Annotated in this window: 10 protein-coding genes and 2 pseudogenes; all 12 read left to right on the forward strand. The window is 72.7% G+C overall.

Annotated elements, in window-relative coordinates:
• Positions 1 to 44 precede the first annotated feature (44 nt).
• Positions 45 to 752, forward strand: a complete 708-nt coding sequence (locus tag NHL53_RS05000; RefSeq protein ID WP_433775736.1) for a hypothetical protein — start codon at positions 45 to 47, stop codon at positions 750 to 752.
• The gene (locus NHL53_RS05005; protein WP_433775737.1) at positions 749 to 2,293 is read left to right on the forward strand and encodes a DNA polymerase Y family protein; all 1,545 of its coding nucleotides are present in this window, start codon (positions 749 to 751) and stop codon (positions 2,291 to 2,293) included. The genes NHL53_RS05000 and NHL53_RS05005 overlap by 4 nt, the downstream gene beginning before the upstream one ends.
• Positions 2,293 to 5,718, forward strand: coding sequence for an error-prone DNA polymerase (locus tag NHL53_RS05010; RefSeq protein WP_433775776.1), 3,426 nt, complete (start codon positions 2,293 to 2,295; stop codon positions 5,716 to 5,718). Before NHL53_RS05005 ends, NHL53_RS05010 begins: the two co-directional genes overlap by 1 nt.
• A gap of 24 nt (positions 5,719 to 5,742) precedes the next feature.
• On the forward strand, positions 5,743 to 6,456 hold the full coding sequence (locus tag NHL53_RS05015; protein ID WP_433775738.1) for an SOS response-associated peptidase: 714 nt from the start codon (positions 5,743 to 5,745) through the stop codon (positions 6,454 to 6,456).
• A 226-nt stretch (positions 6,457 to 6,682) separates the two neighbouring features.
• The gene (locus NHL53_RS05020; RefSeq protein WP_433775739.1) at positions 6,683 to 7,972 is read left to right on the forward strand and encodes a M18 family aminopeptidase; all 1,290 of its coding nucleotides are present in this window, start codon (positions 6,683 to 6,685) and stop codon (positions 7,970 to 7,972) included.
• 5 nt (positions 7,973 to 7,977) lie between these two features.
• On the forward strand, positions 7,978 to 8,835 hold the full coding sequence (locus tag NHL53_RS05025) for a 3-methyladenine DNA glycosylase (RefSeq protein WP_433775740.1): 858 nt from the start codon (positions 7,978 to 7,980) through the stop codon (positions 8,833 to 8,835).
• Between the two features lie 140 nt (positions 8,836 to 8,975).
• Positions 8,976 to 10,583: pseudogene (locus NHL53_RS05030) on the forward strand (ABC transporter substrate-binding protein).
• Positions 10,584 to 10,669: 86 nt separating this feature from the next.
• Positions 10,670 to 11,735: pseudogene (locus NHL53_RS05035) on the forward strand (ABC transporter permease).
• 1 nt (position 11,736) lies between these two features.
• A complete protein-coding gene (locus tag NHL53_RS05040; RefSeq protein WP_433775741.1) occupies positions 11,737 to 12,681 on the forward strand; it encodes an ABC transporter permease in 945 nt (314 codons plus the stop codon).
• Complete coding sequence (locus tag NHL53_RS05045; protein ID WP_433775742.1) at positions 12,678 to 14,321, forward strand: ABC transporter ATP-binding protein; 1,644 nt, start codon at positions 12,678 to 12,680, stop codon at positions 14,319 to 14,321. Before NHL53_RS05040 ends, NHL53_RS05045 begins: the two co-directional genes overlap by 4 nt.
• Positions 14,322 to 14,416: 95 nt before the next feature.
• A complete protein-coding gene (gene nagE, locus NHL53_RS05050; protein ID WP_433775743.1) occupies positions 14,417 to 16,348 on the forward strand; it encodes an N-acetylglucosamine-specific PTS transporter subunit IIBC in 1,932 nt (643 codons plus the stop codon).
• A 32-nt stretch (positions 16,349 to 16,380) separates the two neighbouring features.
• Positions 16,381 to 17,037: an NUDIX hydrolase gene (locus tag NHL53_RS05055; RefSeq protein ID WP_433775744.1), complete on the forward strand. Its 657-nt coding sequence runs from the start codon at positions 16,381 to 16,383 to the stop codon at positions 17,035 to 17,037.
• The last annotated feature ends 16 nt before the right edge of the window (positions 17,038 to 17,053 follow it).

Genomic DNA, 17,053 nt, shown 5'->3' on the forward strand with positions numbered 1-17,053 from the left:
GAATGCCACTTGGCTCACTCGAACATAGTTTCTAGAATGGGGGCGTGGTCATGGCACTCGCTCGTTCGGAGGTCTCGGCGCAGGCGGCCGAGGTGGCGCGCCTGCGCGCGCAGATCGGCAGCATGCAGCGCCGCACCGCGGTCGTCGACGCCCTGCCGGTGCACGATCCCCTGGCCCCGCTCTTCCCGGAGGGCGGCCTGCGCCCCGGCTCCTCGTACGCGCTCCCCGATTCGGCGAGTCTCCTGCTCGCCCTGATCGGGGCCGCGTCGCGCGACGGATCCTGGTGCGCCGTCATCGGCATGCCGCACCTGTCCGCCGAGGCGGCGGAGGGCTACGGCGTCGACCCCGCGCGGCTCGCGCTCATCCCCCGCCCCGCCGAGCGCTGGCGGCAGGCCGTCGCGACCGCCTCCGAGGTCTTCCCCCTCGTGGCGGTGCGCCCGTCTTCCCCCGCCGCCCCGGCGGAGGCCGCCCGGATCGATGCGCGCCTGCGCGAGAACGGCAGCTGCCTGCTCGCGGTCGGCTCCTGGCCGGGCGCCTCGGCCTCCCTCGCGATGGCCGCCCCCGAATGGCAGGGGCTCGGCCGCGGGCACGGCCTGCTGTCCTCCCGCGCCGTGACCATCCAGGCGACGGGTCGGCGCGCGCCGCGCCCGCGCTCCGTGCGGGTGCTGCTTCCCGGCGCCTCGGGCGGCGTCGAGAGCGCGACCCCGCGCCGCGTCGACGGGCGCGCGCATCTGCGGGCGGTGCCGGCATGAGCCCCGAGAGAGCCATCGTCGTGTGGCTGCCCGACTGGCCCGTCACGGCCTTCCGCCGAGCCAGGGAGCGCGCGGCGTCCGCCGGAGACGACGACCGCGAGGCGCCGGTCGCGATCGTCCGGGCCGGCCGCGTCATCGCCTGCTCCGCCGGAGCGCGCGCCGAGGGGGTGAGACGCGGCCACCGACGCCGCGAGGCGCAGGCGGCCTGTCCGCGGCTGCGCGTGCATCCGGACGACCCCGACCGCGACGAGCGCGAGTTCCACGTGGTGCTCGCCGTGCTCGAGCGCCACGCTCCGGGGGCGCAGGCGCTGCGCCCGGGCCTCGCCGCGCTGCGGGCCCGCGGGCCCGCGCGCTTCTATCGCGGCGAGGGGCAGGCGGGCGAGGCTCTCGCTCGCGCGCTGGAGGAAGCGGGGCTCCCCGGGGCGCGCGTCGGCGTCGCCGACGGCGTCTTCACCGCCGAGCAGGCGGCGCGCTCGCGGACGGCCCGCCCCGTGTGCGTGGTCCCCGCCGGCGACGCCGCCGACTTCCTCGCCCCGCTCGGCGTCGACGCGCTGGGCGAGCCCGAGCTCGCGCTGCTGCTCGCCCGCCTCGGCGTGCAGACGCTGGGCGACCTCGCCTCCCTCCCTGCGGGGCTCGTGCACGATCGGCTCGGAGACCGCGGCGTGCACCTCCGGTCGCTCGCGGCCGGGGCCGACTCCCGACGCGTCGTACCCCGCGTCCCGCCGCCCGAGCTCGAGCGAGCGCTCGATCTCGAGCCGCCGCTCGAGCTCGCCGAGCAGGTCGCGTTCGCCGTGCGCCGCACCGCAGACGCGTTCTGCGCGGGTCTCGCCGAGGCGGGCCTCGTCTGCACCGCGCTGCGGGTGACGATCGACAGCGACCTCGGCGGGCGCAGCGAGCGGGTCTGGCAGCACCCCACGAGCTTCGACGCCGAGTCGGTCACCGATCGCGTGCGCTGGCAGCTTCAGCCCTCGCCCGCGGAGGAGGCTCTGCGCGGGGGCGTCGCGCGCGTGCGGCTCGCTCCCGCGGGCGTCGATCCAGCGCACGCGCATCAGCCCGCGCTCCTCGGGCAGGGCCCCGACGAGCGCGCGCACCACGCGATGACCCGCATGCAGGCCGTGCTCGGCCACACGGGCGTCCTGAGCCCCGCCCTCGGCGGCGGCCGCTTCGCCCGCGAGCGCGAGGGCCGCGTCCCCTGGGGCGACGGAGCGACGCCGTCGGCGCGACGCGACCTCCCCTGGCCGGGGGCGCTCCCCGAGCCGCTGCCCGCCGAGGTGTTCCGCGATCCCCTCCCCGCTTCCGTCGACGGGGAGGGAGGCGAGGCGGTCTCGGTCGACGCGCGCGGGCTCCTCGTCTCGGCGCCGGCGCGCATCGACGGACGCTCCGTCGCGCAGTGGGCGGGGCCGTGGCCCGTCGTCGAGCGCGGCTGGGATCCGCGGCGCGCCCGGCGCGCGCACCGCTTCCAGATCGTCGACGACGAGGGCGAGGCGTGGCTGGTCGTGCTCGAGGACGACCGGTGGTGGCGGGAAGCGCGGTACTCCTGATGGGCTTCAGCAACCCGCCCCTCCCCTGGAGCGAGCTCGAGCGCACCCTCAGCGGACGCCGTCCGGATCCGCGGCCGGCCGCGGCCGACGGCGGCGACAGCCCGGCCTGGGGCGCGAAGCGCGCGCCCTACCGGGCTCCCGCGCAGCGCCGCGGGACGAGCCGCGTGCCGTATGCCGAGCTGCACGCGCACTCGTCGTTCTCCTTCCTCGACGGGGCCTCCTCGCCCGAGGAGCTCGTGGAGGAAGCCGAGCGGCTGGGTCTCGAGGCGCTGGCCCTCGCCGACCACGACGGCTTCTACGGCCTGCCGCGGTTCGCCGAGGCCGCCGAGCAGACGTCCGTGCGCACGGTGTTCGGGGCCGAGCTCTCGCTCGACCTCCCCGCCCCGCAGGGCAGCGTGCCCGACCCCGCGGGCCGGCACCTGCTGGTGCTCGCCCGCGGAGAGGAGGGCTATCACCGGCTGTCCCGCGCGATCACCCGCGCCCAGCTGCGCGGGCGCGAGAAGGGGCGCCCGCTCTACGACCTCGACGAGCTCGGCGAGGCCGCGGACGGCCACTGGGTCGTGCTCACCGGGTGCCGCAAGGGAGCCGTCCGACAGGCCCTCGACGGGCCCGGCCCCCGCGGCGAGCGCCTCGCGGAGGCCGAGCGCGAGCTGCGCGTGCTCGTCGACCTGTTCGGCCGCGAGAGCGTCGTCGTCGAGCTGACGCACCACGGCGACCCGCGAGACGACCCCCGCCACGATGCGCTCGCGGAACTCGCGACGCGCACGGGTCTCCCCCTCGTCGCGACGGGCGGTGTGCACTACGCCCGGCCTGAGAAGGCGCCCCTCGCGCGCACGGTGGCCGCGATCCGCGCCACCCGCAGCATGGACGACCTCGACGGCTGGCTCCCCGCGCACGAGGCCGCTCACCTGCGATCGGGAGACGAGATGGCGCGCCTGTTCCGGCGGTTCCCCGACGCCGTCCCCCGCACGGCCGTCCTCGCCCGCGAGCTGGCCTTCCCCCTGCGCAGCGCCCGCCCCGCGCTCCCGCGGCAGGAGGTCCCCGACGGGAGCACGCCCATGGCGCACCTGCGGAGCCTCGTCTGGGAGGGCGCCGCGCGGCTCGCCCCCGACCTCGACGCGAGGGGCCGCGAGCGCATCGCGCACGAGCTCGACGTCATCGAGCGGAAGGACTTCCCCGGCTACTTCCTCATCGTGCACGGCATCGTCGCCGAGGCGCGGCGCCGGGGCATCCTCTGCCAGGGGCGCGGATCCGCCGCGAACAGCGCCGTCTGCTACCTGCTCGGCATCACGGCGGTCGACCCGATCTACTTCGACCTGCCCTTCGAGCGCTTCCTCTCCGCGACGCGCGATGAGGAGCCCGACATCGACGTCGACTTCGACAGCGACCGTCGCGAGGAGATCATCCAGTGGGTGTACGAGACGTACGGCCGGGAGCGGGCGGCGCAGGTCGCGAACGTCATCCAGTACCGACCGAAGAACGCCGTGCGCGACGTGGCGCGCGCCTACGGCTATTCGCCTGGTCAGCAGGACGCCTGGTCGCGGCAGGTCGAGCGCTGGGGCGGGGAGGTCTCCTCGGCCCCCGACCACGACATCCCACCTGAGGTGACCTCCGCGGCCGCCGAGCTCCTGAAGGCCCCGCGGCACCTCGGCATCCACTCCGGGGGCATGGTGCTCACCGAGCGCCCTGTGGGAGAGGTCGTGCCCATCGAGCACGCGCGCATGGAGGGGCGCACCGTGATCCAGTGGGACAAAGACGACGCGGCCTGGATGGGGCTCGTCAAGTTCGACCTGCTGGGCCTCGGCATGCTCTCCGCGCTCCGCCACTGCTTCGACCTCATCGAGAGCGCCACGGGCGAGCGGTTCACGCTGCGCGAGCTGCCGCGCGAGGAGCCCGCCGTGTACGACATGCTCTGCCGCGCCGACGCGATCGGCGTCTTCCAGGTGGAGTCGCGCGCGCAGATGGGCCTCCTCCCCCGGTTGCAGCCCCGGCGCCTCTACGACCTCGTCGTCCAGATCGCGCTCATCCGCCCCGGCCCCATCCAGGGCGGCGCCGTGCACCCCTTCGTGCGTCGGAAGATGGGCGAGGAGCCGGTCGTCTATCCGCACCCCCTCCTGAAGCCGGTGCTCGAGCGCACCCTCGGCATCCCGGTGTTCCAGGAGCAGCTCATGCAGATCGCGGTGGCCGTCGGCGACTGCACGCTCGAGGACGCCGACCAGCTGCGGCGGGCGATGGGATCCAAGAGGGGGCTCGAGCGCATCGACGCGCTCCGCGAGAAGCTCTTCGCCGGCATGCGCCGCAACGGCCTCTCCGAGGAGACGGCCGAGGGCATCTACGCGCAGATCGAGGCGTTCGCGAGCTTCGGGTTCGCCGAGTCGCACTCCCTCTCGTTCGCGCTGCTCGTGTACGCGAGCGCGTGGATCAAGCTGCACTATCCCGCGGCGTTCCTCGCGGGCCTGCTCCGCGCGCAGCCCATGGGCTTCTACTCCCCCGCGACGCTCACGGCCGACGCCCGGCGGCACGGCGTCGAGGTCAGGCGCCCCGACATCAACCTCTCCGGCGCCTCCGAGACGCTCGAGGCGTCGGGCACCGACGACCGCCGCCCGACGGGTCAGGACGACTGCCTTCGTCATCGCGCCCCGGCGAACTCGAAGGCCTCGGCGCCGCCCTTCGACCGCGACGCGCCCGACGACTCCGCCGCGCATCGCCGAGACGGCCGCTTCGTCGTGCGCCTGGGCCTCGGAGGCGTGACGGGCGTGGGATCCCGCACCGCCGCGCGGATCGTCGAGGAGCGCGAGCGCGGGGGCCCCTTCGCCTCCCTGAACGACCTCGTGCGGCGCACGGGCGTCACCGAGGCGCATCTCGAGGCGCTCGCCACGGCGGGAGCCTTCTCCTCCTTCGGGCACGGCACCCGCGACGCGCTGTGGCTCGCGGGAGCCGCCGCGCAGGATCGTCCGGAGTTCCTGCCTGGCACCGTCGCGGCCGTGCAGCCCCCGCTGTTCTCCGACCCGACGAGCTACGAGAGGCTCGCGAGCGATCTCTGGGCGACGGGCGTCTCGACCGACGACCATCCGATCGCCCACTTCCGTGCGGCGCTCGACCGCCGCGGAGCGATCCCCTCCTCCCGCCTCGGCGTGCACGAGACGGGCCGGCGCATCGAGGTCGCGGGGCTCGTGACGCACCGTCAGCGCCCGGCGACGGCCTCGGGCGTCACGTTCCTCAATCTCGAAGACGAGTTCGGGCTCATGAACGTCGTCTGCTCCGTCGGCGTCTGGACGCGCTTCCGGTCGCTCGTGCGCGACAGCCCCGCCCTCATCGCCCGCGGCATCCTCGAGCGCTCTCCCGAGGGCGTCGCGAACCTGCGCGCCGACGGCTTCTCCGACCTGCGGGTCGGGATCGGGAACCGCTCCCGCGACTTCCGCTGAGCCGCGTGCTCTAGCCTGGCTCGCATGTGCGGACGCTTCGTCGTGGCGGATCCCGGGGTCCGGTTCGTGAGCGAGATCGACCCCGACATCATCGCGGACGACCTGCCCGAGCCGTCCTTCAACGTCGCCCCCACCCAGCAGGCCGCGATCGTCGCCTGCTCGACCCGGACCGATCCGCCGACGAGGCGCGTCGTGTCGGCCCGATGGGGTCTCGTGCCCGGCTGGGCGAAAGATCTCTCCGCCGGCGCCCGCGCGATCAACGCCCGGTCCGAGACCGCCGCGACCAAGCGCACCTTCTCGTCGGCGCTGCACGCGCGCCGGGCGGTCGTGCCCGTGAGCGGCTTCTACGAGTGGCAGGAGCGGGACGGAGAGAAGACGCCCCAGTACATCCACCCGCAGGACGGCGGGCCCCTTCTGCTCGCGGGCCTGTACGAATGGTGGCGCGACCCCGCCCGCGCGCAGGACGACCCCGCCCGCTGGGTGCTCAGCTTCACGATCCTCACCCGCGCGGCCGAAGGGCCTCTCGCCGCGCTGCACCCGCGCATGCCCGTCTTCGTCGACGTCGACCACGCGAGGGCCTGGCTCGACCCCTCCGCGGACGATCCGTCGTCCGCGCTCGACGCGTGCGTCGCCGACGCGCCCCGCGAAGCGCGACGCCTCGCCTGGCACGCGGTCGACGCGCGCGTCGGCAGCGTCCGCCACGACGACCCCGCGCTCATCGTGCCCGTCGCATCCTGAGCACCGGTCATCCCCCGAGCACCCGCCACGACCTCCCCTCGCTCATCAGCCCGCGCCGTCATGAGCCCCGTCGCTCCTGACCACCGGTCATTCCCGAGCACCCGCCACGGCGGCCCCGCCCTCACCGCAGCCACCCGACCGGGATCCCCGCGCTCATCGCCCCGTCCCGTCGTGAGCACCTGTCGTTCCTGAGCGCCCGTCCCGCCCGGTGCGGGAGAATGGTCGGGTGACGTCTCAGGAGATCCCCGCCGCAGCCCGCGCCCACATCGACGACCTCGCCGCCTTCGTGGAGGCGTCGCCGTCGTCGTATCACGCCGCCGCCGAAGCGGCCAGGCGCCTCCGCGAGGCCGGCTTCGCGGAGCTCGACGAGCGGGAGGCCTGGTCGCTCGAGCCCGGCGGCCGCTACGTCGTCGTGCGCGACGGATCCGTGATCGCGTTCGCGCTGCCGCAGAGCGTCTCCGCGACGACGCCGTTCGCGATCGTCGGCGCCCACACCGACTCCCCGTCGTTCAAGCTCAAGCCGAAGCCGACGACGACCGGCGCCGGGGGCTGGCGCCAGCTCGGCTGGGAGGTCTACGGCGGCCCGCTGCTGAACTCGTGGCTCGACCGCGAGCTGGAGCTCGCGGGGCGCGTCGTGACGACGGCCGGCGAGACGCACCTCGTGCGCACGGGCCCGATCGCGCGGATCCCGCAGCTCGCGATCCACCTCGACCGCTCGTCCAACGAGGGCCTGACGCTCGATCGTCAGCGGCACACGGCTCCCGTCTGGGGGCTCGGCGAGACCGAGTCGGCCGACATCCTCGCGGTGCTCGCGGAGCGCGCGGGCGTCGCGCCGGACGAGATCGGCGGATTCGACGTCGTCGCCTGCGACACGCAGCCGCCGCGCGTCTTCGGCGGCCGCGACGAGCTGTTCGCGAGCGGCCGCCTCGACAACCTCCTCTCGACGCACGCGGGCCTCTCCGCGATCGCCGGCGCACGTCCCGTCGACGCGGTCGCGATGTTCGCCGCCTTCGACCACGAGGAGATCGGGTCCGCGACGCGGTCGGGCGCCGCGGGACCGTTCCACGAGGAGATCCTCACGCGCGTCCTCGGCGCCTTCGGCGCGACGAGCGAGGATCGCGCGCGCAGCTTCGCCGCGTCGCTGCACGTCTCGAGCGACGTGGGCCACGCCGTGCACCCCAACTACGTCGAGCGTCACGACCCCGCCAACCACCCCGTCGCGGGCGGCGGTCCCATCCTCAAGATCAACGCGAACCAGCGCTACGCGACCGACGCGCCCGGCGCCGCGGCCTGGGCGGCGGCCTGCGCCGCGGCGGGCGTGCCGACGCAGGAGTTCGTCTCGAACAACACCGTCCCCTGCGGATCCACGATCGGACCGATCTCGGCGACCCGGCTCGGGATCCGCACGGTCGACGTGGGCGTGCCGATCCTGTCGATGCACTCGGCGCGCGAGCTGACCGCCGTCGTCGACCCGTGGTTCCTGTCCCGCGCGATGAGCGCGGTGCTCGACCGCTGACGCCGATGCCTGTCCTCGATCGCGCCGAGTGGACGGCGCGCGAGCGGGCCCACGAGGAGCGCTGGGATGCCCTCACGCGAGACCACCGCGAGCGCGCCCGACGCGGCGCGACGCATCCCGTCTGGGACTTCCTGTTCACCTACTACTCGTACAAGCCGGCGCAGCTGCGGCGCTGGCATCCGGGGGCGGGCGTCGCGCTCCGTGACGCGTCCGCCGAGCCTCGCGCGGCCTGGCGGTGGTATCGCCCGGGTGACGAGGAGGGATCCGTCATGCCCGACGCCGAGGGCTTCGAGCGCGCCAAGCCCCAGCTCGCCCGGCTCGTGGAGATCATGCTGCGCCGCACGGCGGAGCGGCCCGGCCAGTTCGACTGCTTCGGGCTGCACGAGTGGGCCATGGTCTACCGGCAGACCGAGCACCGCCACCCCCAGCCGCTCCGGCTCGGCCAGGAGGGCACCGACGCCGTCGTCGAGTCGCACGACCTGCGGTGCACCCACTTCGATGCGTTCCGGTTCTTCACCCCTGACGCCGTGCCCCGCAATCGCTCCCCGCTCACGCGCGACGACCAGCCGGTCCGCGAGCAGCCGGGCTGCCTCCATGCGGGGATGGACGTGTACAAGTGGGCGGTGAAGCTCGGCCCTCTCGTTCCGGGCGAGCTGCTGCTCGACGCGTTCGAGCTCGCGCGCGACATCCGCCGGCTCGACATGGAGGCCGCACCCTACGACGTCTCGGATCTCGGCTTCGCCCCCGTCCGCATCGAGACGCCGGAGGGCAAGGCCGAGTACGTGCGCCGTCAGCGCGCCCTCGCCGCGCGGGGCAACGCCCTCCGCGTGCAGATCCTCCGGGCGTGGCGCGACGCGGACTGAGCATTCTGCTCAGTTACGTTCCTGTTTCCTTCGACGAGACCCCCATCTCTGGGCGGAGGCTGTGTGTGCATTGGGAAACGCCTGTCCCCGGGTCCCCCCCCGGTGGACGCCACAGCACATCCCCTTCGAAAGAGACGCGAATGATCCTCACGACGCGTGCGCGCAAGCGCGCACTGCTCGCGCCCGTCCCCGCGGCCGCGGCCCTCGTCCTCGCCAGCTGCGCGAACGGCGGCTCCGGCGGCAACGACATCCTCGTCGGCACGACCGACTCGGTCACCCACCTCGACCCGGCCGGCTCCTACGAGAACGGATCCCTCACGGTCCACACGCAGGTGTTCCCGTACCTCGTCGGCACCGCCCCGAACAGCACCGACGTCGTCCCCGACCTCGCCGAGACGGCGGAGTTCACGAGCCCCTCCGAGTACACGGTCACGCTCCCCGAAGGCCTGAAGTGGTCGAACGGCAACGACCTGACCGCGAGCGACGTGAAGTTCACGTTCGACCGCCAGCTCGCGATCGCCGACCCGAACGGCCCCTCGTCGCTCCTGTTCAACCTCGACAGCGTCGAGACGCCCGACGAGCAGACCGTCGTGTTCCGCCTCAAGAGCGAGAACGACCAGACGTTCCCCCACGTGCTCACGAGCTTCCCGGGCGCGATCGTCGACGAGGAGAGCTTCTCGGCGACCGAGGTCACCCCGGTCGACGACATCGTCGCGGCCGACGCCTTCGGCGGCCCCTACTCGATCTCGTCCTACACGTTCAACGAGCTCATCGAGCTCGTGCCGAACGAGAACTACTCGGGCCTCATCGAGCCGGCCGCGAACGACAGCGTCGTGATCAGCTACTACGGCGAGTCGAGCAACCTCAAGCTCGCCGTGCAGGACGGGTCGATCGACGTCGCCTACCGCAGCCTGTCGCCGAGCGACGTCGAGGACCTCTCGACGGACGACGCGCTCACGGTGCACGACGGCCCCGGCGGCGAGATCCGCTACATCGTGTTCAACTTCGACACGCAGCACTACGGCGCGGCGACCGACGAGGCCGATGACGAGAAGGCCCTCGCCGTGCGCCAGGCGGTCGCGAGCCTCATCGACCGCGACGCCCTCAGCGAGCAGATCTACGACGGCACCTACACGCCGCTGTAATCGTTCATCCCCGAGGGCTTCGCGGGCGCGACCGAGCCGCTGAAGGAGCTGTACGGCGACGGATCCGGCGGCGCCTCGGCCGAGGCCGCGGAGGAGCTCCTCTCCGACGCGGGCGTCGAGACGCCCGTCTCGCTCGCTCTGCAGTACAGCCCCGACCACTACGGCCCCAACTCGGCCGACGAGTACGCGCTCATCGAGAGCCAGCTCGAGGCCGACGGACTGTTCGACGTGCCCCTGCAGGGCACGGAGTGGGTGCAGTACTCGGACGACCGCGTGAACGATGTCTACCCGGCGTACCAGCTCGGCTGGTTCCCCGACTACTCGGACGCCGACAACTACCTCACGCCGTTCTTCCTCACGGACAACTTCCTCGCGAACCACTACGACAACAGCGAGGTCAACGACAAGATCCTCGAGCAGGCGACGACGCCGGACGCCGGCGAGCGCGAGGCGCTCCTCGGCGAGATCCAGCCGCTCGTGGCCGAGGACCTCTCGACCGTGCCGTACCTCCAGGGCGCCCAGGTCGCCGTCGCCCAAGCGGACATCGACGGCGTCGTCCTCGACGCGTCGTTCAAGCTGCGCATGGCGTCGCTCACGCGCTGACCCGCGCGCCGATCCGATTCCGGGGCGGTCCGTCCCCCCGACGGGCCGCCCCGCTCGATCCTGCAAGGACACCATCCGTGGCAGACATCTCCTCACCTCCCGCCGACGTCGCCTCCCCGGCGGCCAAAGGCGCACGCGGAGGCACGACGCTCTGGCGCTACGTGCTCATCCGCTTCCTGCTCATCTTCCCGACGATCTTCATCCTCGTCACGACCGTCTTCGTCATCATGCGCGTGACGGGGGATCCCATCACGGCCGCGCTCGGCGGCCAGCTCACCCCCGCACAGCTCGCGGACCGCATCGAGGCCGCCGGATACAACCGGCCGCTCATCGTGCAGTACCTCGACTACCTCGGCTCGATCGCGCGCGGCGACTTCGGCACGACGATCAGCGGGCAGCCCGTCACCGACGTGCTGCTGCGATACGGCGGCGCGACCCTCGAACTCGGCTTCTACGCGCTCATCGTCGCGTTCGTCGTGGGCATCCCCCTCGGCATGCTCGCGGCCGCGATCCGCGACCGCTGGGGCGACGCCGTGCTGCGCGTGTTCGCGATCCTCTGCTACGCGACGCCGGTCTTCTTCGCCGGCTTGCTGTTCAAGCTGGTCTTCTCCGTCTGGCTCGGCGTGCTGCCCAGCTCGGGGCGCGGATGGAGCTGCAGCTCGGCCGCCTCGAGGGCGCGACGGGCATATCTACACGATCGACGCGATCCGGCTGGGTCAGCCGGCCCTCCTCGCCGACGTGCTGCAGCACGCGATCCTGCCCGGCCTCGCGCTCGGCCTGCTGACCGCCGGCGTCTTCCTGCGGCTGGTGCGCACCAACGTCATCGGCACCCTGGCGATGCCGTACGTCGACGCGGCGCGCTCGCGGGGCGTCGGCGAGTACCGCCTCGTCCGCCGGCACGCGTACAAGCCGGCGCTCATCCCCATCATCACCGTCATCGGCCTGCAGATCGCGATGCTGCTCGGCGGCGCGGTGCTCACCGAGACGACGTTCGAGTGGATGGGCCTCGGCTACCAGCTGGCCGAGTTCCTGAAGGCCCGCGACTTCGTCGCCGTGCAGGGCATCGTCGCGCTGCTGGCCGTGATCGTCGCGCTGACCAACTTCCTCGTCGACATCATCGCGGCGTTCATCGACCCGAGGGTGAGGTACTGACATGGCGACGACTCCTCTCGCCGACCGGATCCCCGTGCTGAAGCAGCTCCGCCAGTCGGTGGGCCTGCAGCGCGGCATGCTCATCGCGGGCCTCGTGCTCTGCGGCCTCTTCCTCCTCGCCGCGGCGTTCGCGCCGCTCATCGCGCCCTACGGATACGCGCAGCTCTCCTCCGACGCGGGCGGCTTCGCGCCGCGGCAGGCGCCGAGCGCCGAGCACATCTGGGGCACGACGATCGCCGGGTACGACGTCTTCTCGCGCGTCGTCTGGGGATCCCGCACCGCGCTCGTCGTCATCGTCGTCTCGGTGGCGATGAGCATCTTCCTCGGCGTGCTCATCGGCCTCGTCTCGGGGTACATCGGCGGGTGGCTGGACCGGATCCTCGTGGTGATCTGCGACGCGGTCTACGCCTTCCCCTCGCTCCTGCTGGCGATCGTCGCCGCGATCGTCATCTCGGGCGGCCGCGCGGAGTTCTTCAGCGGGGTCATGGCGACGGCGATCTCGATCACGGTCGTCTTCATCCCGCAGTACTTCCGCGTCGTGCGGGCCGAGACCGTGCGCCTCAAGCAGGAGGCGTACGTCGAGGCGGCCCGGGTGATCGGCACCTCGACGTGGCGGATCATGCTGCGCCACGTCCTGCGCAACGCGACGCGCAGCCTCCCGCTGATCTTCACGCTCAACGCGTCGGAGGCGATCCTCACGATCGCGGGCCTCGGCTTCCTGGGCTTCGGCATCGAGCCGTCCGCGGCCGCCGAGTGGGGGTACGACCTCAACCGCGCGGTCGAGGACGTCACGGCCGGCCGCTGGTGGACGGCCGTGTTCCCCGGTCTCGCGATCGTGCTCGTGGTGCTGGGCATCACGCTCGTGGGCGAGAGCATCAACGACCTCAACGATCCGCGCCTGCGCACGAGGAAGCGCACGGCCCGAGGCAGGGAGAAGACGCGATGAGCGCCGAACGACTCGCGGTCGACATCCGCGACCTGGACGTCACCTTCGCGACCGACGGGGGCGACGTGCACGCCGTCCACGGGATCTCGCTCGACGTGCGCGACCGGGAGGTGCTCGCGATCGTCGGCGAGTCCGGATCCGGGAAGACGGTCACCGCGCGCACGCTGCTCGGGCTGCTGCCGGAGACCGCGACGACGACGGGCGCCGTGTACGTGAACGGCACGGACGTGATCTCGCTGTCGGCGCAGCGCCTGCGTCAGCTGCGCGGCTCCGAGGCGGCGATGATCTTCCAGGAGCCCATGACGGCGCTCAACCCCGTCTACACGATCGGCTGGCAGATCGCGGAGGGCCTGCGCGCGCACGGGCGGGTCTCGAAGAAGGAGGCGCGTCGCCGCGCGATCGAGATCCTCGGCAAGGTGGGCATCCCGGATCCGGAGCGCCGGGTCGACGACTATCCCCACCAGTTCTCAGGCGGGCAGAAGCAGCGCATCGTCATCGCGCAGGCGCTCTGCCTCGACCCGAAGGTGCTCATCGCCGACGAGCCCACGACGGCGCTCGACGTCACCGTGCAGGCCGAGATCCTCGACCTCCTCCGGCGTGTGCGCGACGAGTTCGGGACGGCGATCGTGCTCATCACCCACAACATGGGCGTGGTCGCCGACCTCGCCGATCGCGTGACCGTGATGTACCGCGGCGACATCGTCGAGACCGCTCCCGTCGCCGAGCTGTTCGCGTCTCCCCGCGCCGACTACACCCGCACCCTTCTCGCGGCGGTCCCCCGCCTCGAGATCGCGGATCGCGCCTGGCGGGAGCCGGAGGACGCGACGCCGGTCGTGCGCGCGCGGGGCATGGAGATCGAGTACCCGGGGCGCTTCGGGCGCGGCGGGTTCCGGGCCGTCACGGGCGTGGACTTCGAGATCCGGCCCGGAGAGGTGCTGGGCCTCGTGGGCGAGTCGGGGTCGGGGAAGTCGACGATCGGCCGCGCGATCGGCGGCCTCACGGCCGTGACGGGCGGATCCCTCGATGTGCTGGGCGTCGAGATGAACGGCGTGCGGGAGCGCGACCTGCGTCCGCGGCGGAAGGACATCGGGTTCGTCTTCCAGGATCCGGCGTCGAGCTTCAACCCGCTGCTGACGATCGGGGCGTGCGTCGCGGAGCCCCTCATCGTGCACGGCGTCGCCCGCGACGAGGACGCGGCGCGCGATCGGGTCGTGGAGCTGCTCGAGGCCGTGCGGCTGCCCGGGGCGTTCGCCGACCGGTTCCCGCACGAGCTCTCGGGCGGCCAGCGCCAGAGGGCGTCGCTCGCGCGCGCCCTCGCTCTCGATCCGGCGCTGCTCATCGCCGACGAGCCGACGAGCGCGCTCGACGTCTCGGTGCAGGCGACGGTGCTCGACCTGTTCACGGAGCTGCAGGAGCGCTTCGGCTTCGCGTGCCTGTTCATCACGCACGATCTCGCGGTCGTCGATCTGCTCGCGCACCGGGTCGCGGTGCTGCATCGCGGAGAGATCGTCGAGCAGGGGCGCACGGCCGACGTGCTGGGCTCGCCGCAGGATCCGTACACCAGGCGGCTCATCGCGTCGCTGCCCGTGCCCGACCCGGCGGAGCAGGCGCGGCGACGGACGGAACGTCACAATATGTGAGCTTTCCGTACAAAAGGGGCGGGGCGTCTGTCGCCCCGCCCCTTTTCTGTGTAAGGTCTGGGCGACCCCTCCACCATCGAGTTCGGAGAACCCGGATGAAGTTCCTGCAGAACCTCGGCAGATCGCTGATGCTGCCGATCGCCGTCATGCCGGTGGCGGCGATCCTCATGGGCATCGGCAACTGGATCGGCAACACCATCGGCGAGAGCGTCGTCTCGGTGTTCCTCCTCAAGGCCGGCGGCGCCGTCATCGACAGCCTGCCGATCCTGTTCGCGATCGGCATCGCCTTCGGCATGGCGAAGAAGTCGGACGGAACGGCCGCGCTCGCGGGCCTCGTGTCGTGGCTCGTCGTGACCGTGCTGCTCGCTCCCGAGACGGTCGCCGGGTTCCTCGGATACGACATCGCCGCCGACCCGACGCTCCTCGACCAGGTCGACCCGGCCTACGGCGCCGTGCAGAACGCGTTCGTCGGAATCCTCTGCGGTCTCATCGGCGCGTTCTCCTACAACCGCTTCGCCTCGACGAAGCTGCCCGACTGGCTCGCCTTCTTCTCGGGCAAGCGCTCGGTCGCGATCGTCTCGGCCGGCATCTCGATCCTCCTCGCGGTCGTGCTGTTCTTCGTCTGGCCGGTCGTCTATGGCGCGCTCGTCGCGTTCGGCGAGTGGATCCTCGGGCTCGGCGCCGTCGGCGCGGGCCTCTACGGCTTCTTCAACCGCCTCCTCATCCCGACGGGCCTCCACCACGCGCTCAACTCGGTGTTCTGGTGGGACGTCGCGGGCATCAACGACATCCCCAACTTCCTCGGAGGCACGGGCGAGCTCGGCATCACCGGCATGTACACCTCGGGCTTCTTCCCGATCATGATGTTCGGACTCCCCGGCGCGGCGCTCGCGATGTACGTGACCGCGAAGTCGGGCCGCAAGAAGGTCGCAGGAGGCATCCTCTTCTCGGCCGCCTTCGCGTCGTTCTTCGTCGGCATCACCGAGCCCCTCGAGTTCTCGTTCATGTTCCTCGCGCCGGCGCTCTACGTGCTCCACGCGCTCTTCACGGGCATCTCGATGCTCATCACCGTGCTGCTGCCGGCCCGCATGGGCTTCGGGTTCTCGGCGGGCGCGATCGACCTCGGGCTCGGATGGACCAACCCGATGGCGCAGAACCCGTGGATCCTCATCGTGCTCGGCGTCGCCTGGTTCGTCATCTACTTCCTCGTCTTCACGTTCGTCATCCAGAAGTGGCAGCTCAAGACGATCGGCCGCGAGGACGACGAGGACGTCGCCGAGGTGAGTGAGGGCACCAGCGACGCGGGATACCTCGCCACCGCCGGCCGGTTCATCGACGCGCTCGGCGGCAAGGAGAACATCCTCGCGCTCGACAACTGCGCCACCCGCCTGCGCATGGAGATCGACGACCCCTCGCGGGTCGACGAGGCCGGCCTCAAGCGTGCAGGCGCCGCCGGCACCATGAAGCCCGGCGGAAAGGCCGTGCAGGTCATCTACGGCCTCAACGTGCAGTTCGTGAAGGACGCGATGGAGGAGGTCCTCGCGGGCCGCGCCGAGGCGCCGGTCGACGCGGAGCCCGCGGCCCCCGCCGCACCCTCGACGACCGCCACCGCGACCGCGGCGCGGACGATCGTGCTCGCCCAGCCCATCGCGGGCGAGGTCAAGCCCCTCTCCGAGGTGCCCGACCCGACGTTCGCGGAGCAGATCATGGGCCCCGGCCTCGCGATCGAGCCCACGGGCGACGTCGTGACGGCCCCCGCCCCCGGCACGGTCGGCCACGTGTTCCCGACGGGGCACGCCGTCGCGCTCGTGCTCGACGACGGCACCGAGGTGCTCGTGCACGTCGGCATCGACACCGTGAAGCTGGACGGCGCGGGCTTCGAGTCCCTCGTCGAGGCCGGCCAGACGGTCGACACCGGCACCCCGCTGCTGCGGGTCGACCTCGCGAAGATCCGCGAGGCGGGCCTGCCGACGATCACCCCGGTCGTCGTGCTCAACAACGAGGGCGCGACGGTGGTGTTCCGCTGAGCGCCTCCGCCTCCGCGCAGCTGCGCGACCTCGTGCGCCTGGCCGCTCCCACGCCCCTGTGGGAGCGGCCAGGCGCCGCGTCGTTCGACGCCGACGACGCCAGGGCCGCGGCGGTCCTCGTGCTCTTCGGCGTGCTCGACGGACGCCCCTCCGATCACGAGGCGCAGGCGTCCGCCGTCTCTCGCGACCTCGACGTCCTCCTCCTCACGCGCGCCGCGACGCTGCGCTCGCACCCCGGTCAGGTGGCGTTCCCCGGAGGGCGCGTGGATCCCGGAGACGCGAGTCCCGTCGACGCCGCCCTGCGCGAGGCGCGGGAGGAGACGGGCCTCGACCCCGACGGCGTCGAGGTCATCGGGCCTCTCGCCGAGCTGCCGCTCCCCTACTCGCGGCACCGCGTGACGCCCGTGATCGGCTGGTGGCGGCGCCCGACGCCCGTCGCGCCGGTGGATCGCGCGGAGTCCGCCGACGTGTTCCGCGCTCCCGTCGCCGATCTGCTGGATCCCGCGCACCGCGTCACCTGGCGCGTCGACCGCGAGGGCCGCTCGATGCGCGGCCCCGGGTGGCGCATCGAGGTCGGCGGTCGGCGCCACCTCATCTGGGGCTTCACCGCGGGGATCCTCGACGGGCTGTTCGATCGGCTCGGCTGGACCGAGCCCTGGGACGCGTCCCGCGAGGTCCTCCTCCCCTGAGAGGGTGGGGAATGTC

It is taken from the genome of Microbacterium sp. gxy059 (assembly GCF_050958665.1).
Lineage (GTDB): Bacteria > Actinomycetota > Actinomycetes > Actinomycetales > Microbacteriaceae > Microbacterium.

Excerpts from the sequence above, each read along its gene's own strand:
- NHL53_RS05005 (WP_433775737.1), top strand. The coding sequence starts at position 749 with ATGAGCCCCGAGAGAGCCATCGTCGTGTGGCTGCCCGACTGGCCCGTC.
- NHL53_RS05010 (WP_433775776.1), top strand. The coding sequence starts at position 2,293 with ATGGGCTTCAGCAACCCGCCCCTCCCCTGGAGCGAGCTCGAGCGCACC.
- NHL53_RS05015 (WP_433775738.1), top strand. The coding sequence starts at position 5,743 with ATGTGCGGACGCTTCGTCGTGGCGGATCCCGGGGTCCGGTTCGTGAGC.
- NHL53_RS05025 (WP_433775740.1), top strand. The coding sequence starts at position 7,978 with ATGCCTGTCCTCGATCGCGCCGAGTGGACGGCGCGCGAGCGGGCCCAC.
- NHL53_RS05040 (WP_433775741.1), top strand. The coding sequence starts at position 11,737 with ATGGCGACGACTCCTCTCGCCGACCGGATCCCCGTGCTGAAGCAGCTC.
- NHL53_RS05045 (WP_433775742.1), top strand. The coding sequence starts at position 12,678 with ATGAGCGCCGAACGACTCGCGGTCGACATCCGCGACCTGGACGTCACC.
- nagE (WP_433775743.1), top strand. The coding sequence starts at position 14,417 with ATGAAGTTCCTGCAGAACCTCGGCAGATCGCTGATGCTGCCGATCGCC.